The following is a 21,405-nucleotide window of genomic DNA, read 5'->3' as shown; positions in this document are numbered from 1 at the left end:
CAAGACTGGCAGCAGCTTTTTTAAGGGTTTTGGTACGCTCTTTTAGGGCGTAATCGAAGCCGCCTTTTATAAAGGCGGTTTTTTATTGTTTTTAACATGGAGCACCGCACGTTGTTGGCTGCGGTGAAAAAACCAGACGTGAATTACTCTCTGATCGACCAGGATGAACAGCTGGCTGAAGTCTGCCAGAAAGCGCGCCAGCAGTCGGCGGTGGCGCTGGATACTGAATTCGTCCGCACCCGGACCTACTACCCGCAACTCGGTTTGATCCAGCTGTTCGACGACCACCAGCTTGTGCTGATTGATCCCCTCGCGATCCGTGACTGGTCGCCGTTCATTGCGTTACTGACTGACACCGCGGTGATTAAATTCCTGCATGCCGGCGGGGAAGATTTGGAAGTGTTCCTGCACCGTTTTGGCGTGCTGCCACAGCCGATGATCGACACTCAGATTCTGGCGGCATTCGCTGGCCAGCCGCTTTCCTGGGGCTTTGCCGCGATGGTAGCGCACTTCACCCAGGTCGAGCTGGACAAGAGCGAGTCGCGTACCGACTGGTTAGCGCGCCCGCTGACCGAGCGTCAATGCCAGTATGCGGCGGCCGATGTTCACTACCTGCTGCCCATTGCTCATCAGCTGATGGAACAAACCGAGGCGGCCGGCAACATGGCTGCCGCACTTAGTGAGTGTGACAACCTCTGTCAGCGTCGTCTTGACAGCCTGGCTCCTGAGGAAGCGTGGCGCGAGATAACCAATGCCTGGCAACTGCGCCCGCGTCAGCTGGCTGCGCTGCAGCGGCTGGCCGCATGGCGTCTGAAGCTGGCGCGTGAAAAAGATATGGCGGTTAACTTTGTGGTGCGTGAAGAGCATCTGTGGAAAGTGGCGCGCTTTATGCCAGGTTCGCTGGGCGAACTGGACCATCTCGGCCTGTCAGGTCACGAGATCCGTTTCCACGGTAAAACGCTGGTGGCGCTGGTGGCAGAAGCACAGGCGCTGGATGAGAGTGAATTGCCCGCAGCGCTCGGCAATCTGATCGACCATCCACGTTACAAGCAGGTGTTTAAAGCGATGAAAGCGCTGGTACAACAGGTTAGCGAGCAGAGCGGATTCAGCCAGGAGTTACTGGCGTCACGGCGTCAGATCAATCAGGTTCTGAGCCAGCACTGGGGCCTGAAGCCACAAGGACGTCAGCCGGAGTTACTGACCGGATGGCGGGGTGAACTATTGAAACCCGGCATTGATGACATTCTGGCCGGAGTGTGACCGATAAAATTTCCCCTGCTACGGCGCAGGGGAAATTCAGGAAGCGGTCGGCGTCATTTAGTCACTTCTTCCGTTTCCGGTAGCGTGACGTTCAGCTCCAGAATAGAGATGTCGTCACCTTTCTGATCGAGCTGAACCGTGACCATTTCCGGATCGATTTTTACATACTTACAAATCACTTCCAGAATGTCGCGCTTAAGCTGCGGAAGATAGTGGGGCTCATTGTCGCCCCTTCTGCGTTCTGCCACAATAATCTGCAGCCTTTCCTTGGCTATATTGGCAGTGTTCTTCTTCCGGGATAAAAAGAAATCGAGTAATGCCATGGTTTATCCCCCGAACAGGCGTTTCAGGAAACCCTTCTTCTCTTCTTCAATAAAGCGGAAGGGGCGTACTTCACCGAGCAACCGTTCAACGGTATCGGCATAGGCTTTGCCAGCATCTGATTCACCATCGAGGATCACCGGCTCGCCCTGGTTAGAGGCACGTAACACCGATTGATCTTCCGGAATCACGCCGACCAGAGGAATGCGTAAGATTTCCAGCACATCTTCCATGCTCAGCATATCGCCACGGTTCACCCGGCCAGGGTTGTAACGGGTCAGCAGCAAATGCTCCTTGACTGGCTCCTGGCTGTTTTCTGCGCGACGGGACTTGGAAGAGATAATACCGAGAATACGGTCAGAGTCACGCACCGAAGAGACTTCCGGGTTGGTGGTGATAATCGCTTCATCAGCGAAGTAGAGCGCCATCAGCGCGCCGGTTTCAATCCCTGCCGGAGAGTCGCAGACGATAAAATCAAACTCCATCGTCGCTAAATCGTTGAGGACTTTTTCGACGCCTTCGCGGGTCAGGGCATCTTTATCGCGGGTCTGTGACGCAGGCAGAATGTAGAGTTGCTCGGTGCGCTTATCGCGAATCAACGCCTGATTCAGCGAGGCATCGCCCTGAATCACGTTGACGAAATCGTAGACCACGCGTCGTTCACAACCCATGATCAAATCCAGGTTACGCAGACCGATATCAAAATCGATAACGACCGTTTTTTTGCCTTTCTGCGCTAAACCGGTGGCGATGGCCGCGCTTGACGTGGTCTTACCAACGCCCCCTTTACCGGATGTAACTACAATAATGCGTGCCATAAATGTTGATTTCCTTAACAAAAGAAAAGGGGCCTAATTAAGTGTCTGGATGGTGAGCGCGCCATCCTGCAGGCAAAGGCGCGCCGCTTTACCAAAAAAAGCTTCGGGGATCTGGTCCATGATCCAGTATTCGCCAGCAATCGAGACCAGTTCTGCTGCCAGATTGGTACAAAAAATCTGGCAATTGCGGTCTCCGCTGGCGCCGGCGAGCGCCCGACCGCGCATCATGCCGTAAATATGAATGTTGCCGTCCGCAACCAGTTCGGCGCCGGCACTGACGCTGCTGGTGATAATCAAATCCGCGTCACGGGCATAAATTTGCTGGCCAGAACGCACCGGGGTATTCACGATGCGGGTTTTGGCCGCCAGCGGTTCAGCCACTACCGGCTGAGGTTCAGGCGCGGGAGCATCGCTGCGGCTTTTCGCCTCTTTGCCCTCCGCCAGAACCGGCAAGCCTGCGCGGGAAATCATGCGTTTCAACGCTTCATCTTTACAGCCGCTCACGCCGACAATGCGTAAACCGGTGGCGATAATCGCCTGCTGCAACTGCTTCCAGTTAATATCGGCACTTAATGCCGCAACGTTCAGCACCACCGGGGCGTTTTTCAGGAAATCCGGAGCCTGGTCAATCTTGTCCTGAAGCGCCTTACGAATCACCGCGGGATCGTGGTGATGCAGATGGACGACAGATAGGGTGAAACTGCTACCTTTGAATTCGATTGGCGTTTGCGACATCTGTCCCGACTCAGTCCTGTTTTCACTACCGCTGGCTAAGCGATGATAAAATCATCATTAAAGCGCCAACGGTGAATATTCGAAGTTCTGCAAGCATGTTATAGTTACAGCTATATTCAGACAAGCCTCATGGCTGGTTAATTCGAGTAAAAAATATGTTTTGTGTGATCTACAGAAGCCCACTGCGCGACCAGACTTATCTTTATGTTGAAAAAAAAGACGATTTCTCTCGCGTACCGCCCGAATTGCTGAAAGGCTTTGGCAAGCCTCAGATGGCAATGGTGCTAAAGCTGGCGGGCCGCGACAGGCTGGCTAATGCGGATATCAATAAAGTTAAGCAGGGATTGAGTGAGCAGGGCTATTATTTACAACTCCCGCCGCCGATAGAAAGTCTGCTTACCCTTCATCTGCAGACCGATAAAAAAGTTTAATTCGGATTCATCTGTAAATATTAATCCTGTCGAGCTGAAGCCGTCAGGTTTAATAATTTTCTGTCCCCGCTAATATTAAACGTACTGCTTATCTATCCAGTTATTTTTAAATCGCCTGTCTGATATTTATCGGTATTTGTGCATTTATTCGTCACTTCAGCGGTCTGATTCACGCTTTTTGACAAATTCTTCACACCTCACTGTTAAAAGCGTCTTATCATCAGGCGATGAGGTTGGCATTTCGATCAACTCAACAGCAAACATCAACCCGCCAGCCACGCTGGCATCACACCTAACCTACGCAGGGGATGAGCATGTATCAGCATCGTAACTGGCAAGGCGCTCTGTTGGATTTTGCGGTCAGTAAAGTGGTTTGCGTTGGCAGCAACTATGCGAAACACATTAAGGAAATGGGCAGTGCCACGCCAACAGAGCCGGTGATTTTTATCAAGCCGGAAACCGCGCTGTGTGATTTACGCCAGCCGCTCTCGATTCCGGAAGCGTTTGGCGAAGTCCATCATGAAGTTGAACTGGCCGTGCTGATCGGCGCGACCCTGAAGCAGGCATCTGAAGCGCATGTGGCGCAGGCGATCGCGGGTTATGGTGTGGCGCTCGATCTGACGCTGCGTGACCTGCAGGCCGGACTGAAGAAAGCGGGTCAGCCGTGGGAAAAATCCAAGGGATTCGATAATTCCTGTCCGATTTCCGGCTTTATTCCGACCGCCGAATTTGGTGACGATCCGCAAAATACCGAACTGAAACTGCGGATCAATGGCGAGGTGCGCCAGCACGGTTCCACTGCGGATATGATCCATAAAATCCTGCCGCTGATTGCGCATATGAGTCAATATTTCACCCTGCGCGCTGGCGACGTGATCCTGACGGGAACGCCGGAAGGAGTCGGTCCGATGCGTTCCGGCGACACGCTGGAAGTGTCACTGGCCGGGCACGGCATCAGCACGCGCGTACTGTAAAAACTTGCATCGCCGCATCGGAGGCTTTATAAGGTGCGGTTTACGCTAAACCCGGACAATCATCATGACTGACACCCCTTTCTGGCAACACAAACGCCTGGCACAAATGAGCGATGAGGAATGGGAATCCTTGTGTGATGGTTGCGGGCAGTGCTGTCTGAACAAATTGCAGGATGCGGATACGGATGAGATCTATTTCACCAACGTCGCCTGTAATCAGCTCAACATCAAAACCTGCCAGTGCCGCAACTATGAACGCCGCTTTGAATATGAAGAGGATTGCATCAAGCTGACGCGGGAAAATCTCACCACGTTTAACTGGCTGCCTCGCACCTGCGCGTATCGCCTGTTAGGTGAGGGCAAGCCGCTGCCTGCATGGCATCCACTGCGTGCAGGCTCGAAAATGCAATGCACGCTCAGCGAATTTCGGTGCGTTATATTGCGGTGCGGGAGAGTGAAGTACGCGACTGGGAAGACCACATTATTGATCGACCCGACCGCAACGGCTAAGTGCCGGAAAGAATTAAAAAAGGCTGCCGATGGCAGCCTTTTTTATGGGATCAGCGGCTAAAGAGATCGCGTCGTTTGGCTTTGAACGGCTGAGCGATCAGCACCAGCAGCGCCACCAGCAGATAACCGGCGAACACCACAATCATCCATTGCGGCATGCTGAGCGTCAGGAAGGTCCAGCTGCGTTCTGCGCAATCACCGCTGGCGAGGAACACGGACGGCAGCCACTTGTCCAGCGGTAAGCCGCTCGGGAAGCGGGCAGCAAAATCACAGGTGGTAAAAGGATTGGGATGCAACTGAATCATGGTGTGTTCATAGGAGAGACGCAGGCCTTGCCAGGCGCTGTATACCCACAACGCCAGCGCCGCCAGCCTTAAGGGCGTTTTTGGCGCAATGGCACCGACCAGACCCGCGCCCATTACGCCGAACAACGCGTTGCGTTCATAGATGCACATCACGCAGGGTTTGAGCCCCATAACATGCTGGAACCACAACGCAGTGAGCTCCAGCGCCAGCGCCGTCAGGGCCAGTAATAACCAGGCTCCACGACCGCGAGAACATTGATTCAGATATCGTAACATATTGCATTCCCTGTAAACGTCAATGTCTCGCAGTGTAAACCAAAAGCGCCGTCAAACCAGCCCGGAGCAGGGAAAAATAGATGTTCAAATATGACCGGAACCTGATCCAGACCAGGGAACACGTTATCAGTGCGGCGGCACCAGCAACCCCATGTTGAGCATACTGTCAGTTAGCGGCAGCAGCAAAAAATGGATAGCCATATAGCCGACCAGCGACAGAACCACCGTGAACGGCAGTGCCATCCAGACCATTCGCCCATATGAGAGGCGAATAAGCGGGGCCAGTGCTGAAGTCAGCAGGAACAGGAACGCTGCCTGACCGTTCGGGGTGGCGACCGAAGGCAGATTGGTGCCGGTGTTAATCGCCACTGCCAGCAACTCAAACTGCTGCGCGTCAATTGCACCACGATCTAAGGCATGACGTGCTTCATTGATATAAACCGAGCCGACAAAAACGTTATCAGAGATGGAGGAGAGCAGGCCATTGAAGACGTAGAACCATTTGAGCTGGGCCTCAGGCTCCGCGCTGAGGACGAATGAGACCAGCGGTGCAAACAGTTGTTGCTCAATGATCACCGCTACTATCGCAAAGAACACCGTCAGCAGCGCCGTAAATGGCAGGGCTTCAGTAAATGCCTGGCCAATGGTGTGCTCATCGGTGATGCCGCACAGTGCGGTCGCCAGAATGATGACCGAAAGACCGATCAGCCCCACTTCGGCCAGATGAAAGGCCAGCGCGATAATCAGCCAGAGCCCGATTGCTGCCTGAATCCACAGTTTAATGGTGTCCTGACGGGTGCGCCGGGCAGCCTGCTGCTTTTCGCTCTCGTCCAGTAGCTGACGCACGCTGGCGGGCAGAGTAACGCCGTAGCCAAACCACTTGCACTTTTCGACCAGCACGCTGGTCAGGATGCCGCACAGCAGTACCGGAACGGTAACCGGCGCCATACGCAGGAAAAATTGGGTAAAGTCCCAGCTGGCGGCATGGGCAATAATCAGGTTTTGCGGCTCGCCCACCATGGTCATGACACCTCCCAGCGCGGTACCGATGCCCGCCTGCATCATCAGGCTGCGCAGAAATGCCCGGAACTGCTCCAGCGTCTCACGTTGTGCCAGCGGGTGATGCTGATTTTGGGGATCGGAGGCGACGCGGTGATAGATCTGATAAAAACTGATGGCGACGCTGATCACCACAGCCAGGACGGTTAATGCATCAAGGAAAGCGGAGAGAAAGGCGGCGGCCAGGCAGAAGGTGACGCCCAGCAGCACTTTTGACTGAATCGACAGCAGCAGGCGAGTAAAGACAAACAGTAGCAACTGCTTCATAAAGAAAATGCCGGCCACCATAAAGATCAACAGCAGCAGCACTTCCAGGTTGTTTGCCAGCTCGGTTTTGACCTGCTCCGCGCTGGCCATGCCGATGAAAATAGCTTCCAGTGCCAGCAGGCCGCCTGGCAGCAGCGGATGGCATTTCAGCGCCATACCCAGGGTAAAAATAAACTCTGCCACTAATAACCAGCCCGCAGCAAACGGACTGACAAAAGCGTAAATTAATGGATTAACGATCAGAAAAGCCAGCATTAATCCCTTATACCAGTCGGGAGACTGGCCAAGAAAGTTACGTTTTAACGCCTGCCCATAACTCATATCCATCGGAATAAGTATCCTGTTGTTGTGTATCGATTTTGCTGCAAAGAATAATCTTTAGCGGGGTCAGGCGCAAATCGCAGCGAATTCACCGTGAGACGTGCCTGAAAATTGTACCTGCATCCGGTTTAAATAGTAGCGCAGGCTATATCCGCTATAGGGCGTCTGGTATGATGAGTGCCCATTACGATTAAGAAAGCAACGAGAACACACTGCTATGGTCATAAAGGCTCAGAGTCCAGCAGGATTTGCTGAAGAGTATATTATTGAAAGCATCTGGAACAGCCGCTTTCCGCCAGGGTCGATTCTTCCTGCTGAACGTGAGCTTTCTGAATTGATTGGGGTCACGCGCACCACGTTACGTGAAGTGTTGCAGCGGCTGGCGCGTGATGGCTGGCTGACTATTCAGCACGGAAAACCGACCCGGGTTAACGACTTTTGGGAAACCTCCGGGCTGAACATTCTGGAAACCCTCGCGCGTCTCGATCACGACAGCGTGCCGGTGTTAATCGATAACCTGCTGTCGGTTCGCACCAACATCTCCTCCATTTTTATCAGTCGCGCGCTGCGCCACCATCCTGAAAAAGCGCGTGCGGTGCTGGAGACTGTCGCCAGTGCCGACGATCAGGCGGATGCCTACACCGAACTCGATTATCGGGTGTTCCGCGGTCTGGCCTTTGCTTCGGGTAATCCGATATATGGTCTGATCCTTAACGGCCTGAAAGGGCTCTATACCCGTGTCGGTCGTCACTACTTCTCAAACCCGGAAGCTCGTCAGGTCGCACGAGATTTTTATCTTTCATTACTGGCGCTGTGTGACAAAGAGCCGGGTCAGGATGAAATTGTGGATGCGGTGCGCCAATATGGCCGTCGCAGCGGTGAAATCTGGCACAGTATGCAGAAAAGTATGCCAGACGATCTCAGCAGTAAACGCTAAAAAAAACCGGACATCATGTCCGGTTTTATTTGAAGTCACAGCGGCGAGCCGCGTGACGGATTACGATCCAGCAATTCGACGCTGCCATCCTCGTTCTGTTGTTCCAGAATCACGTCAAATCCCCACAGACGATGCACATGCTTCAGCACTTCGCGCCGGCTCTTATCCAGCGGTGTGCGGCTTTGCGGCACATAGCGCAGCGTCAGTGAGCGGTCACCGCGTAAATCCACATTGTAGACCTGAATGTTCGGTTCAAGATTGCTCAGATTGTACTGTGCAGAGAGCTGCTGGCGAATTGCCCGATAACCGGCTTCATCGTGGATGGCAGCGATTTCAAGGAAGTTATTGCGGTCATCATCCAGCACGGTAAACAGGCGGAAATCGCGCATCACTTTCGGCGACATGAACTGGCTGATAAAGCTCTCATCCTTAAATTCACGCATGGCAAAGTGCAATGTTTCCAGCCAGTCAGACCCGGCAATATCCGGGAACCAGTAGCGATCTTCTTCCGTTGGTGACTGACAGATACGCTTGATGTCCTGAAACATCGCGAAGCCTAAAGCATACGGGTTAATACCATTGTACCACTGGCTGTTATACGGCGGCTGGAATACCACGTTGGTGTGGCTGTGCAGGAACTCCATCATAAAGCGTTCCGACACTTTGCCTTCATCATACAGATGATTCAGGATGGTGTAGTGCCAGAACGTCGCCCAGCCCTCGTTCATCACCTGAGTCTGCTTCTGTGGATAGAAGTACTGGCTCACTTTGCGTACGATGCGCAGGATCTCACGCTGCCACGGCTCCAGCAGCGGCGCATTCTTCTCCATAAAGTAGAGCAGGTTCTCCTGCGGTTCAGAGGGATAACGCGCCGCTTCAACCTGTACCGTCTCTTTTTCACGCCGTGGCAGAGTACGCCACAGGGTATTGACCTGGCTCTGCAGATACTCTTCCCGACTCTTCTGTCGCGCTTTCTCCTCCTGCAGCGAGATTTTCTGCGGCCGTTTATAACGGTCAACGCCATAGTTCATCAGCGCGTGGCATGAGTCGAGCAGCCGTTCGACTTCTTCAACGCCGTAGCGTTCCTCGCAGTCACTGATGTAATTCTTCGCAAACAGCAGGTAATCAACAATGGAACCGGCATCCGTCCAGCTGCGGAACAGGTAATTATTTTTGAAGAAAGAGTTGTGACCGTAACAGGCGTGCGCCATCACCAGCGCCTGCATGGTCATGGTGTTCTCTTCCATCAGATAGGCGATGCAGGGATTGGAGTTAATCACAATCTCGTAGGCTAACCCCTGCTGACCATGCTTGTAGCGCTGTTCAGTCTCAATAAATTTCTTACCGAATGACCAGTGAGAATAATTGATCGGCATACCGACGCTGGAATAGGCGTCCATCATCTGCTCAGAGGTGATCACTTCGATTTGGTGCGGGTAGGTATCGAGCCGGTAGAGTTTCGCCACGCGGTCGATCTCGGCTAAATAGACATCCAGTAATTCGAATGTCCAGTCTGGTCCGTCATTGAGTCGTTTGCTGTCCTTGATGGGATCGTCAAAGATTGTCGTCATAGCGCACCTCTTTTTTTGCAAACTGGCTGACCCGAAAGGCAACCCGTTCCGGTTATTTAAGGCTTCATCCTGAGAAAGGGAACCCGAAAAAAACTGAGCGAACACAACAATGATAGCCCACTGTCGCTTATCCGAAATGCGAACTCAAATGAATTCTTTGGCAGAAAATCATTCATAGTGGAATGGTATGGAATTTAATAGCCTTAAACTCGACCCTGATTTTAAAATGTGGAATATAATCCTGTTTATAAGTTGTTTGTATGGGGTTGAATGATTCTCCTGCCAAAAGCAGATTTAACTGGTGTTGTTGTCATTTATTTCTGAATAGTAGTGATATGGCGCATAAATCTCTGTATTTTGCCGCCCGATATGATTTTAGTTACCTGTTAAGTAAAAAAGATGTGAAATAGTTGCTGGAATTTAGAGGTGATTTCCGCTGAGTGGATCCGCTGAATGTTGCCTGATGAATAGTGAATTATGCTTTTACATGCCGGTGGGGGACATATGCACGTTGTGATTCTGGGAAGTGGTGTGGTAGGTGTGGCAAGCGCGTGGTATCTGGCGCGTGCCGGACATCAGGTGACGGTTATCGATCGTCAGCCTGCCGCGGCGCTGGAGACCAGCGCAGGCAATGCCGGTCAGATTTCGCCAGGCTATGCGGCACCCTGGGCTGCACCGGGCGTACCGCTGAAAGCAGTAAAGTGGATGTTCCAGCGTCATGCACCACTGGCGGTGCGGCTCGATGGCAGTAGCTTCCAGCTGGAGTGGATGTGGCAGATGTTGCGTAACTGCGATATCAACCACTATCAGCAGAACAAAAGCCGGATGGTGCGCATCGCTGAATATAGCCGTGATTGCCTGAAGGCGCTGCGCGCTGAAACCGGCATCGCCTATGAAGGACGGCAGGGCGGCACACTGCAACTGTTCCGTACTCAACAGCAGTACGATAGCGCCAGCAAAGATATCGCGGTGCTGCGTGACGCGGGCGTGCCCTACGAACTGTTGCAGGCGCATGAGCTGGCGCGCGTCGAGCCGGCACTGGCCGCCACCCAGCATAAACTGACCGGCGGTCTGCGCCTGCCCAACGATGAAACTGGCGACTGTCAGCTGTTTACTCAGCGGCTGGCGAAAATGGCTGAGGAGGCGGGTGTGGTTTTCCGCTTCGACACACCGATCGATCATCTGCTGCGTGACGGTAACCGCATCTATGGTGTGAAGTGTGGTGAGGAGATCATCAAAGCGGATCAATATGTCGTGGCGCTGGGTTCCTATTCCACCGCGCTGCTCCGCAACGTGGTGGACATCCCGGTCTATCCGCTGAAAGGCTATTCACTCACCATCCCGATTAAAAATCCTGATGCCGCGCCGGTCTCAACCATTCTCGATGAAACCTATAAAGTTGCGGTAACCCGTTTTGACGATCGGATCCGGGTCGGCGGAATGGCAGAAATTGTTGGTTTTAACACCAGACTCACTGAAGCACGGCGGGAAACGCTGGAGATGGTGGTCAGTGATCTCTATCCTGAAGGCGGTCATCTGGCCCAGGCGAGTTTCTGGACCGGCTTGCGTCCAATGACGCCCGACGGCACGCCCATTGTCGGTGCCACACCCGTGGCTAACCTCTGGCTGAATACCGGTCACGGGACACTGGGCTGGACAATGGCGTGCGGTTCGGGTCAGCTTCTTGCCGATCTGATCTCCGGTATTCAACCGGCGATTGCCGCGGATGACCTATCGGTGTTCCGTTACTTACCCGGTTTTGTGGCCAGCGCCGCGCCGCTGCGTAACGCCAACGCTACTCGTTAAGCTTTCAGGGAGAGGAAGGATGTCACGTCCGATTGTCGCTACCATCAATCAGCAGGCATTGCGGCATAACCTGGCGGTGGTTCGCCAGGCCGCACCTGCGTCCCGCGTCTGGTCGGTGGTTAAGGCTAACGCGTATGGTCATGGTCTGGCCCGCGTCTGGCAAAGTCTGGCTACCACCGACGGCTTTGCGCTGCTTAATCTGGAAGAGGCGATTCTGTTGCGCGAGCAGGGCTGGAAAAAGCCCATCCTGCTGCTGGAAGGTTTTTTTCAACCGGACGATCTGCACCTGATCGATCGTTATCGTCTCACTACCAGCGTACACAGTAACTGGCAGATCAAAGCGCTGGCTAACGCAACGCTGTCGGCCCCGATCGATATCTATCTCAAGGTCAACAGCGGCATGAACCGGCTTGGCTTTCGTCCTGAGCAGGTTAATGCAGCGTGGCAGAAATTGCGTGCGCTTAACAACGTGGCTGAGATAACGCTGATGGCCCATTTCGCGGATGCAGAAAATCCCGACGGTTTAATCGCCCCGCTACAGCGTATTGAGCAGGCGGCTGAGGGGCTAACCTGTCCGCGATCGCTCGCCAACTCGGCCTGCACGCTGTGGCATCCGGAAGCACATTATGACTGGGTCCGTCCCGGCATTATTCTTTATGGCGCTTCACCTAGCGGCGACTGGCAGGATATTGCCAGCAGCGGGCTGACGCCGGCAATGACGCTGAGCAGTGAGATTATCGGTATCCAGCAGCTACGGGCGGGCGATGGCGTCGGTTATGGCTACCGTTATCATGCGACGCAGGCGCAGCGGATTGGCGTGGTAGCCTGTGGCTATGCGGATGGTTACCCACGTCACGCGCCCAACGGCACGCCGGTCAGCGTCGATGGCGTGATGACGCAGGTGGTGGGTGCGGTATCGATGGATATGATCACCGTCGATTTAACGCCCTGTCCGCAGGCCGGCATCGGCTCGCGGGTGGAGTTGTGGGGCGAACAGGTGAAGATCGATCAGGTGGCAAAAGCGGCCGGAACGGTGGGGTACGAGCTGATGTGCGCGCTGGCACCCCGCGTTCCGGTTCAGCTCAGTTAAGACTGATTAAGCGCGGTCACCCGGCCGCGCATCTTCCGGCTGCAGCGCCAGGCAATCAGCGCCAGCGCGGCTCCCAGCAGCATCATCAGGCTCAGTGAGAGCTTCTCAGCCAGCGGCAGCGCCACAATCACCAGGCTTCCTGCCGCGCCGCCCGCCATCTGAATAAATCCCTGTAACGCAGATGCCACGCCAGCCTGTTGCTGATAGGGCTCCAGCGCATAGCTGGTGGCCGGCCCGACAGTGAACGCCAGCCCTGCCACCGAAACCGCGACCGGAAACATATACAACGCCCAATGGCTCTGCATCGACGCCGGGAACAGCATCATGCCAGCCAGCAGCAGCAACGCACCCAGCAGCATCGTAATAAAGCCCATCGCCAGGCAGAAAGGCCGTCCCGCTTTGCGGATGGTTTTATTGACGAAGACGCTGACGAACATGATCCAGAAGCCGTTGGCACCAAAGGCAAAAGAGAACTCAAGCGGTGATAAGCCGCCTTCGGTCATTAATACCTGCGGGGCCAGAGAGACATAAGTCAGCACCATGCCCAGTGCGCCCGCGTTGGCAAAGGCAAACGCCAGGAAGCGAGGCTGACGCAGAATGGCGGCATACTGCGCAATCGGCAACCCTTTTACCCGCAGGTATCTGCCGGACGCGTTTCGGGCAGCCAGACCATCACCAGCAGCATAATCAGCGCGCCGTAACCGCACAGGAACCAGAAGGGCGCGCGCCAGTCAAACGCGCTGGCCAGCAGGCCGCCCAGCAGCGGAGCCAGCGCCGGAACGATGTTTAATGCCCCGTTCAGAAAGCCGTAGGCACGGGCCGCATCATCACCACTCAGACGATCACGTACGCCGCTGAAGGCGACCACCGCGCTGCAGCAGACGCCACAGCCCTGCACCAGACGGGCAACCAGAAACAGCGGGAATGAGGTGGCGGTAGCGGCAATGGCGCTGCCAGCGATATAGAGCGCCAGGCCCAGCAGGGCAATCGGCTTACGGCCATAATTATCCACCAGCGGGCCGGTTACCAGTTGTCCCAGCCCCATCACCAGCAGAAACAGCGGAATGGTGGTCTGCACCAGATTAACCGGGGTATTCAGCCCTTCCGCAATCTGCGGCAGCGTGGGCAAATAGAGATCAATGCCCAGAGGTGCCAGCAACACCAGGCTCAATAACAGTAGAGTAAATTTTTGCATAACGACCAGAGGGTGAACGTTCTGTTAAAAAACGAGCCGCAGAGGGTAATGATTCAGAACAAAAAAAGATAGAGGAGAAGATGCGGAAGTTGCGATGCCTGCGCGAAACAGGCATCGCTTACAGTCAATCAGTAGGCACCATCACGACGCAGTACCACACCCGCGGTTTTAAACAGGATGGCGATATCGGTCCACAACGCCCAGTTTTTCACATACCAGGAATCAAAGTAGACGCGGGTATCGTAATCAATGTCGTTACGTCCGCTGACCTGCCACAAGCCGGTCATGCCAGGTTTCGCCATCAGATAGTAATCAACATCACCGGCGTAGCGCTCCAGCTCCGCTTCAATCACCGGGCGCGGTCCGACCAGGCTCATCTCACCGCGGATGACGTTCCACAGCTGCGGCAGCTCATCCAGGCTGGTTTTACGCAGGAAGCCGCCGATTTTGGTGATGCGCGGATCGTTTTTGAGTTTGAAATCCTTGTCCCACTCAATGCGCGCGGCTTCGCTGGTAGCCAGCAGATTTTCCAGCACCTCTTTAGAGTTGGTCACCATGGAACGGAATTTAAGGCATTTAAATTTTTTGCCATCCTGTCCGACGCGCTCATGGCCATAAATCGCATTGCCGCCATCGCGCTTCACCATGTAGCAGAGCAGGGCAAAAATCGGGCCGAGGAACAGCAGCAGCATTGAAGCAACAATAATATCAAAGGCGCGCTTCAGGAACCGCGAGGAGCGCTTAGCCAGATTATTACTGACCCGCAGGATCATCACTTCATGGCTGAAGATGAATGACATATCGGTGCCGTAGAGCGGTACGCCGCGCAGGGTCGGAATGACCGAGACGGAACGACAGTTCATCTTCGACAGAAACTTCAGCCAGCGATCACGCATGGGCTGCTGCTCATATTCCATCGCCACAATGAACTGCACATTGTCACGGTCGATGGTCTGCCAGTTGATATCTTTCCAGGTAATGACGGGTACGCCATTAACGCTTTGCTCAGCGGGCACATCATCCACGGAGATAAACGCCTGCACATTATAGCCAAGGATCTCTTCGCTTTGCAGCGCCGCATAGGCCTCGGTGGCATTGCGGCCGGATCCGATAATAATCGTCTCTTTTTGCCACTGACCGGCTTTATTAATCGCACGCTTTACCACGGCGCGCATCAACGGCAGCAGCAGCAGGGCATAGGTCCAGCTGAACACCCACACCATGCGGGAGAAATCCCATTTCGAGAAAGCGATCAGGGCGAGATCGAGCAGGGAGAAAACGAAAAGTGTTTTAACGATCTCTTTCAGCTCGAACCAAAAGGGTTTGCGATAGGTGTAGTGACGCAGGCGTACCCAGAACCAGCCGGTACACATCATGGACATAATAAATTGTGCGACAAAACGATATTCAATTTGTTGCGGGGGAATAAATGTATCCAGCTCTCCCCAAATACCCTGAACAGTGGCGGCCGATAAAAACAATGCCAGATTAAGTGCAATCAAATCGGAAAAACTCAGGGCGAACTTTACGATGATATTTTTTCGCGTTCCGCTCCAGGAGCGGCTCGGGTTATTCATTATCAATGTACTTGCCATAAAACCTGCTCTCTTTCTTAAGTAAAAGATGGCCTGACCAGAATCAAGTACGCGCTCAGGAGTGGGCTACTGAAAACATTAAAAAATAATTTTCAGTCTGTTGCAGTCAGTACAGCCAAAAGAAGCTGCGAAAAAAGTGACTGATAAAACGTGATGTCACTCACGAAATATTGCAGCGTTGAGTAAGAGTATGCAGGAGTTATTTGACAGAGTTAATACGGAAAAAATCTGAAAACATCAAAACTGATTAAAGTTTTAAAGTTATAATTTTATGTTTAATAAGGATAAAATAAGAGAAGGGACGGTTATAACCAAACTGTTTAAGACTGTTTTTAGGAATTACCGCCAAATCTCTCGACCGGCGGTAGAGGAGTCAACTCAGGCTGGCTTCTTTAAAATCCAGCGGTCCTGCTGTTTATCGTAATGGCCAATTTGCAGATTGACCGGTTCGCCGTCGATCCATGCCGGGATACTGGTATCACGATCCCAGCCATCAAGTTGCGTAATTAAGCCGGGATTGGTATCACAGGGGATGCTGACGGTGTCGGGGTTCTCACTGTCAAGATCGGCATCCACAATCTCATAACGACCAATTTTAACCACGTGTCCCATTCATTTCTCCTGTTTAAGCGGGCTTGAACTATTAGCTTAGTGCATCAGCAGAAAATAACGGGGCTGAATGATTAGGATTATTCCTTCTCTTCAGCCGGACGCACACCAATTTTCACGATCCGGTTATCTTCTTTCTCGGCCACGGTCCAGGTCAGCTGGTTCCATTCTACCTGATCGCCGACCACTGGCGCGCCGCCCAGCATACTAAGCATCAGCTGCCCCAGCGATTGCTGATCATTGGTCTCCTCGTCCAGCTCCAGGCCATAAATCTGCGCCACATCCCGCAGCCGGGCCTCTGCATCAAGAATGAAGTCACCAAAGAAGCGCTGATCCAGTGAAACCGGTGGTGACTGGCTGAACATTTTACCCAGCGCTGGCAGGTCCCGTTCCCGGCCAATCACGCAGATGACGTCATTCTCTTTCAGGCGCGTCCCGCCGTTGGGGTGCATCAGCACATTGTCGCGGAACAGCGCCGCAATCCGGGTTTCACGCGGCATTTGCAAATCGCGCAGCGCCGCGCCGACGCACCATTTGTCGGCGCTGAGCTGATAAACAAACTGCTCCCATGGATTCTCCGGATGGATATCCAGGCCTATCCGGCTGATCGGTGAGGCCGTAGGCGGTACCACCACTTTGGCTTTTTTCGCGGCAAAGCCCAGCGAAGTGCCCTGCAGCATCAGCGAGACCAGCACCACGAAGAAGGCGATATTGAAATAGAGCGAGGCGTTCTCCAGCCCGGCCATCATCGGGAACACCGCCAGAATAATCGGCACCGCACCACGCAGGCCTACCCAGCTGATAAAGAAGCGTTCGCGAGTGGTAAAACTGCGGAACGGCAACAGGCCGATGAACACCGATAGCGGACGTGCCACCAGAATCAGCCACAGCGACAGAATCATCGCCGGCACGGCGATATGCCACAAATCAGAAGGCGTAACCAGCAGACCGAGCACGATGAACATCCCAATCTGGCTCAGCCAGGCCATGCCGTCGAAGGTCTGCAGGATGCCGTGACGGTTACGGATCGGGCTGTTACCCAGCAGGAAGCCACACAGATAGACCGCCAGAATGCCGCTGCCTTCCAGTACCGTGGTCAGGGCGAACACCAGAATACCGCCGCTCAACGCCAGCAGCGGATAGAGCCCGCCCGCCAGGCTGATACGGTTGATTAATTGCTGCAGCGCCCAGCCGCCGCCCAGGCCTAACACAATGCCCAGTCCGAATTGCTGCACCAGGTGTACCAGGAACATCCAGTCAAGCCCGGTCTGTCCCTGCTCAATCATCTCAATCAGGGTGATGGTCAGAAACACCGCCATCGGGTCATTGCTGCCTGATTCAATCTCGAGGGTTGAACTGACGCGCTCGTTCAGGCCCTTGTCCCCCAACAGCGAAAATACCGCAGCCGCATCGGTTGAACCGATAATCGCGCCAATCAGAAAGCCCTGCATCATATCAAGATTAAACAGCCAGGCCGCTACTACGCCGGTTAAGCCAGCGGTAACCATCACGCCGATGGTTGCCAGCGACAGGGCGGGCCCCAGCGCCACCTTAAACGAGCTGGCTTTGGTTCGCATCCCACCATCCAGCAGAATGATAGCCAGCGCCAGGTTGGAAATCAGGTAAGCGGCGGGGTAGTTGTCAAAGGCGATGCCGCCGATGCCATCAACGCCGGTCAGCATACCCAGTGCCAGGAAGATAACCAGAATCGGAATACCCAGGCGTGAGGAGAAAGAGCTGAGCAAAATGCTCGAGGCTACCAGCACGGAACCGATGATAAACAGACTGTAAACAATGGTGTGGTTCAAACCCGGGCTCCTGAGTTATGGCGTTGCGTTACTGCAAAGGGTGACGAATGTCCGTGCTATCCCTAAAAGATAATGTTTTATCAATGAGTTGTCATGGTCAAAATGATAATTATACGAATTGCTTAATGGCTTGTGGAATCAGATTAATGTGAAGAATGAGGGAGTTGGCAGGCAAGTGGCAGAAAAGACACTATTTTAGCAGGTTATTCGACAGATAAAAAACAAGCCGGTGATAAGCCGGCTTGGTTGATCAGGCTTCGGTCGCCTGTTTATGAAACAGAGAGCGGAACACCGGATAGATATCTTCCGGTTCGCGAATATGCTCTATCGCGAAGTTGTCGAACATCGCCTGCAGATGTTCATATTCACGCCACAGGGTTTGATGGGCGCGGCGGGTAATTTCGATATAGCTGTAGTAACGCACCACCGGCAGGATGTTCTTCGCCAGGATTTCGTGACACAGCGGGGAGTCATCAGCCCAGTTGTCGCCGTCCGAGGCCTGCGCCGCATAGATATTCCACTGCGCCGGATCGTAACGATCTTTGACCACCTCATCCATCAGCTTCAGGGCGCTGGAAACGATGGTGCCGCCAGTCTCCTGTGAATAAAAGAACTCCTGTTCATCCACCTCTTTCGCCTGGGTATGGTGGCGGATATAGACCACATCCACGTTCTTGTAAGTCCGGCTCAGGAACAGATAAAGCAGAATATAGAAACGCTTCGCCATATCCTTGGTCGCCTGATCCATGGAACCGGAGACGTCCATTAAGCAGAACATCACAGCCTGGCTGGAAGGCTCCGGGCGTTTCTCAAAGTTTTTATAACGCAGGTCGAAGGTATCGATAAACGGCACCCGTTCGATGCGTGCGCGCAATTCAGCGATATCTTTCCGCAGCCGCTCCTCCTCAAGCAGCTGTGCCGGTTCCGATTTTTCCACGATGCTCAGCGTCTCTTCCAGCTCATGCAGCATCCGGCGTTTGCCTGCTGTCATCGCCGTGCGGCGCGCCAGCGAGTTCTGCAGCGAGCGCACCACACTGATATTGGCAGGGACGCCGTTGGAGGTGTAGCCGGCACGGTGGGTTTTGTATTCATTCAACTGACGATGCTGATTCCGGCGCAGATTGGGCAGGGCCAGATCTTCAAACAGCAGATCGAGATACTCATCTTTCGAGATCTGGAAAACGAATTCATCCTGACCTTCACCATCCTGGCTGGCGTTGCCCTGACCACTGCCGCTACCACCACCACCCTGAGGTCGCTCAATGCGGTCATTCTGCACAAAATGGTCGTTTCCGGGATGCACCCGGTGGCGACTGCCGCCGCGTCCCTGGTGGAAAATCGGCTCATTGATGTCATCAATGGGTATTGAAACAGACTCACCGCTGCTGACGTCGGTAACCGAGCGTTTGTTAATGGCCTCGGAGATCGACTGCTTGATTTGCGACTTGTAACGGCGCAAGAAACGCTGGCGGTTAACCGCGCTCTTGTTTTTACCGTTAAGCCGGCGATCGATGAAATAGGCCATAGTGTTCCCCCAAACTACATTGCAAGCAGGTCGGGCATGCCCGACCTTTAGATAACCGGTACCGCGATACCGGATTGCTTACAGACTGATATCAGGACGATTTACGCACACGCAGATACCATTCACACAGCAGGCGCACCTGTTTGCGGGTATAGCCTTTTTCCATCATGCGGTCGACGAAATCATCATGTTTCTTCTGCTCATCGGTAGAGGTCTTGGTATTGAATGAGATGACTGGCAGCAACTCCTCCGTATTTGAGAACATTTTCTTCTCAATGACGGTGCGCAATTTCTCGTAACTGGTCCAGTTCGGATTGCGACCGTTATTGTGTGCCCGGGCGCGCAGCACAAAGTTGACGATCTCATTACGGAAATCTTTCGGGTTACTGATGCCCGCAGGCTTCTCAATCTTCTCCAGTTCCGCATTCAGCGATTCGCGGTCAAACAGCTGGCCGGTATCGGGGTCACGATATTCCTGATCCTGAATCCAGAAATCAGCATAGGTGACATAGCGGTCAAAGATGTTCTGACCATACTCGGAATAAGACTCCAGGTAAGCCGTCTGAATCTCTTTGCCGATGAACTCCGCATATTTCGGAATCAGATAACCTTTCAGATGCTCAAGGTATTTTTCCGCCTGATCCTGCGGGAACTGCTCACGCTCGATCTGCTGTTCAAGCACATAGAACAGGTGGACCGGGTTGGCTGCCACTTCGGCATGGTCGAAGTTGAAGACTCGCGACAGGATCTTAAAGGCGAAACGGGTCGACAGACCGTTCATCCCTTCATCAACCCCGGCGTAATCATGATACTCCTGCCACGATTTCGCTTTCGGGTCGGTATCTTTCAGGCTTTCGCCGTCATAAACCCGCATTTTGGAGTAGATGCTGGAGTTTTCCGGATCTTTAAGTCGCGACAAAATCGAGAATTTAGCCAGGGTTTCCAGCGTGCCGGGTGCGCACGGCGATGTCGCCAGCTCACTGTGGTTCAGCAGTTTTTCGTAAATTTTGATCTCTTCAGAGACCCGCAGGCAGTAAGGCACTTTGACGATGTACACACGGTCAAGGAACGCCTCATTGTTTTTGTTATTTCGGAAGGTGACCCATTCTGATTCGTTGGAGTGCGCCAGAATGATGCCGTTAAAGGGCAGCGCCGAAATGCCTTCGGTACCGTTGTAGTTACCTTCCTGGGTGGCGGTCAGCAGCGGATGCAGCACTTTAATCGGTGCTTTGAACATCTCGACAAATTCCATGATGCCCTGGTTAGCGCGGCACAGTGCGCCGGAGTATCCATAAGCATCAGGATCGTTTTGCGCGTGGTTTTCCAGTTTGCGGATGTCCACTTTACCCACCAGCGCCGAAATATCCTGGTTGTTCTCATCGCCAGGCTCGGTCTTGGCGATCGCCAGCTGCTCAAGAATCGAAGGCCAGACTTTAACCACTTTAAAACGAGAGATGTCGCCGCCAAAGTCGTGCAGGCGTTTAGCGGCCCACGGCGACATGATGGTGCCGAGATAACGGCGCGGGACGCCATACTCTTTTTCAAGAATGTGCGCATCTTCCTGCGGATTGAACAGACAGAGCGGATGGTCATTGACCGGGCTGCGTTCACCATCTGCGCTCAGCACATAGATGGGGACGCGCTGCATCAGCGATTTGAGCCGCTCAGCCAGCGAGGATTTACCGCCGCCGACCGGGCCTAACAGATAGAGGATCTGCTTCTTCTCTTCCAGTCCCTGAGCGGCATGTTTCAGGTAGGAAACGATCTGTTCAATCGCTTCTTCCATGCCGTAAAACTCCTCGAACGCCGGATAGCGTCCCATCACACGGTTGGAGAATATTCTGGAAAGGCGTGGCTCCTGAGCAGTGTCAACCATTACCGGCTCACCGATAGCCATTAACAGTCGCTCTGCAGCGTTGGCGTATGCACTGCGATCTTGCTTACAGATGGCAAGAAATTCCTGCAGTGTGAACTCTTCGTCCTTGGCAGGGC

The 21,405-nt window shown here is 53.7% G+C and carries 17 protein-coding genes and 2 pseudogenes; 7 read left to right on the top strand and 12 right to left on the bottom strand.

Going from position 1 to position 21,405, the window contains the following annotated elements; translation table 11 throughout:
- The first annotated feature begins 138 nt into the window (after nucleotides 1-138).
- Complete coding sequence (gene rnd, locus HA41_RS14900; protein ID WP_094121446.1) at nucleotides 139-1,260, top strand: ribonuclease D; 1,122 nt, start codon at nucleotides 139-141, stop codon at nucleotides 1,258-1,260.
- A gap of 53 nt (nucleotides 1,261-1,313) precedes the next feature.
- Here rnd and minE read toward each other — a convergent pair whose 3' ends face one another.
- Genes minE through minC form a run of 3 tightly spaced genes read right to left on the bottom strand, consistent with a single transcriptional unit; the run spans nucleotide 1,314 to nucleotide 3,134 of the window.
- Entirely contained in the window at nucleotides 1,314-1,583 is a 270-nt protein-coding gene (gene minE / locus HA41_RS14895; protein ID WP_094121434.1) for a cell division topological specificity factor MinE, read from the bottom strand.
- Between the two features lie 3 nt (nucleotides 1,584-1,586).
- Nucleotides 1,587-2,399, bottom strand: coding sequence for a septum site-determining protein MinD (gene minD / locus HA41_RS14890; protein ID WP_094121433.1), 813 nt, complete (start codon nucleotides 2,397-2,399; stop codon nucleotides 1,587-1,589).
- 33 nt (nucleotides 2,400-2,432) lie between these two features.
- A complete protein-coding gene (gene minC / locus HA41_RS14885; RefSeq protein ID WP_094121432.1) occupies nucleotides 2,433-3,134 on the bottom strand; it encodes a septum site-determining protein MinC in 702 nt (233 codons plus the stop codon).
- Between the two features lie 155 nt (nucleotides 3,135-3,289).
- On the opposite strand from minC, the gene HA41_RS14880 reads away from it, so the two are divergent.
- The 3 genes and pseudogenes from HA41_RS14880 to HA41_RS14870 all read left to right on the top strand — a co-directional run bounded on the left by HA41_RS14880 (nucleotide 3,290) and on the right by HA41_RS14870 (nucleotide 5,049).
- A complete protein-coding gene (locus HA41_RS14880; protein WP_094121431.1) occupies nucleotides 3,290-3,565 on the top strand; it encodes a YcgL domain-containing protein in 276 nt (91 codons plus the stop codon).
- Nucleotides 3,566-3,879: 314 nt separating this feature from the next.
- Nucleotides 3,880-4,539, top strand: a complete 660-nt coding sequence (locus HA41_RS14875; RefSeq protein WP_094121430.1) for a fumarylacetoacetate hydrolase family protein — start codon at nucleotides 3,880-3,882, stop codon at nucleotides 4,537-4,539.
- Between the two features lie 64 nt (nucleotides 4,540-4,603).
- Nucleotides 4,604-5,049: pseudogene (locus HA41_RS14870) on the top strand (YcgN family cysteine cluster protein).
- A 50-nt stretch (nucleotides 5,050-5,099) separates the two neighbouring features.
- Here the strand turns inward: HA41_RS14870 and dsbB are convergent.
- Both dsbB and nhaB read right to left on the bottom strand, forming a co-directional pair.
- Nucleotides 5,100-5,630: a disulfide bond formation protein DsbB gene (dsbB, locus tag HA41_RS14865; protein WP_094121429.1), complete on the bottom strand. Its 531-nt coding sequence runs from the start codon at nucleotides 5,628-5,630 to the stop codon at nucleotides 5,100-5,102.
- A gap of 126 nt (nucleotides 5,631-5,756) precedes the next feature.
- Nucleotides 5,757-7,283, bottom strand: a complete 1,527-nt coding sequence (gene nhaB, locus HA41_RS14860; protein ID WP_094121428.1) for a sodium/proton antiporter NhaB — start codon at nucleotides 7,281-7,283, stop codon at nucleotides 5,757-5,759.
- Between the two features lie 211 nt (nucleotides 7,284-7,494).
- On the opposite strand from nhaB, the gene fadR reads away from it, so the two are divergent.
- Nucleotides 7,495-8,214 (top strand): fatty acid metabolism transcriptional regulator FadR, encoded by a 720-nt coding sequence (gene fadR / locus HA41_RS14855; protein WP_094121427.1) that lies wholly within the window; start codon nucleotides 7,495-7,497, stop codon nucleotides 8,212-8,214.
- 35 nt (nucleotides 8,215-8,249) lie between these two features.
- Here the strand turns inward: fadR and HA41_RS14850 are convergent, their stop codons facing one another.
- Complete coding sequence (locus HA41_RS14850) at nucleotides 8,250-9,785, bottom strand: SpoVR family protein (protein ID WP_094121426.1); 1,536 nt, start codon at nucleotides 9,783-9,785, stop codon at nucleotides 8,250-8,252.
- A 504-nt stretch (nucleotides 9,786-10,289) separates the two neighbouring features.
- Here HA41_RS14850 and HA41_RS14845 point away from each other — a divergent pair.
- On the top strand, nucleotides 10,290-11,591 hold the full coding sequence (locus tag HA41_RS14845; protein ID WP_094121425.1) for a D-amino acid dehydrogenase: 1,302 nt from the start codon (nucleotides 10,290-10,292) through the stop codon (nucleotides 11,589-11,591).
- A 19-nt stretch (nucleotides 11,592-11,610) separates the two neighbouring features.
- Complete coding sequence (dadX, locus tag HA41_RS14840; RefSeq protein ID WP_094121424.1) at nucleotides 11,611-12,681, top strand: catabolic alanine racemase DadX; 1,071 nt, start codon at nucleotides 11,611-11,613, stop codon at nucleotides 12,679-12,681.
- Here the strand turns inward: dadX and HA41_RS14835 are convergent.
- The 6 genes and pseudogenes from HA41_RS14835 to HA41_RS14810 form a co-directional block, all read right to left on the bottom strand.
- Nucleotides 12,678-13,876: pseudogene (locus HA41_RS14835) on the bottom strand (multidrug effflux MFS transporter). The gene dadX and the pseudogene HA41_RS14835 overlap by 4 nt on opposite strands.
- A gap of 128 nt (nucleotides 13,877-14,004) precedes the next feature.
- Nucleotides 14,005-15,471 (bottom strand): undecaprenyl-phosphate galactose phosphotransferase WbaP, encoded by a 1,467-nt coding sequence (wbaP, locus tag HA41_RS14830; protein ID WP_094121423.1) that lies wholly within the window; start codon nucleotides 15,469-15,471, stop codon nucleotides 14,005-14,007.
- 378 nt (nucleotides 15,472-15,849) lie between these two features.
- Nucleotides 15,850-16,083, bottom strand: coding sequence for a DUF1480 family protein (locus tag HA41_RS14825; protein ID WP_094121422.1), 234 nt, complete (start codon nucleotides 16,081-16,083; stop codon nucleotides 15,850-15,852).
- A gap of 77 nt (nucleotides 16,084-16,160) precedes the next feature.
- Nucleotides 16,161-17,888, bottom strand: coding sequence for a potassium/proton antiporter (locus tag HA41_RS14820; protein WP_094121421.1), 1,728 nt, complete (start codon nucleotides 17,886-17,888; stop codon nucleotides 16,161-16,163).
- Nucleotides 17,889-18,138: 250 nt separating this feature from the next.
- A complete protein-coding gene (locus HA41_RS14815) occupies nucleotides 18,139-19,413 on the bottom strand; it encodes a YeaH/YhbH family protein (protein WP_094121420.1) in 1,275 nt (424 codons plus the stop codon).
- A 91-nt stretch (nucleotides 19,414-19,504) separates the two neighbouring features.
- On the bottom strand, nucleotides 19,505-21,405 hold a 1,901-nt coding region (locus HA41_RS14810), incomplete at its 5' end, for a PrkA family serine protein kinase (RefSeq protein WP_143807339.1).

The organism is Pantoea conspicua (genome assembly GCF_002095315.1).
GTDB lineage: Bacteria > Pseudomonadota > Gammaproteobacteria > Enterobacterales > Enterobacteriaceae > Pantoea > Pantoea conspicua.
The sequence above is the reverse complement of the archived record's forward strand: the minus strand, read 5'-3'. Positions and strand labels throughout refer to the sequence as shown.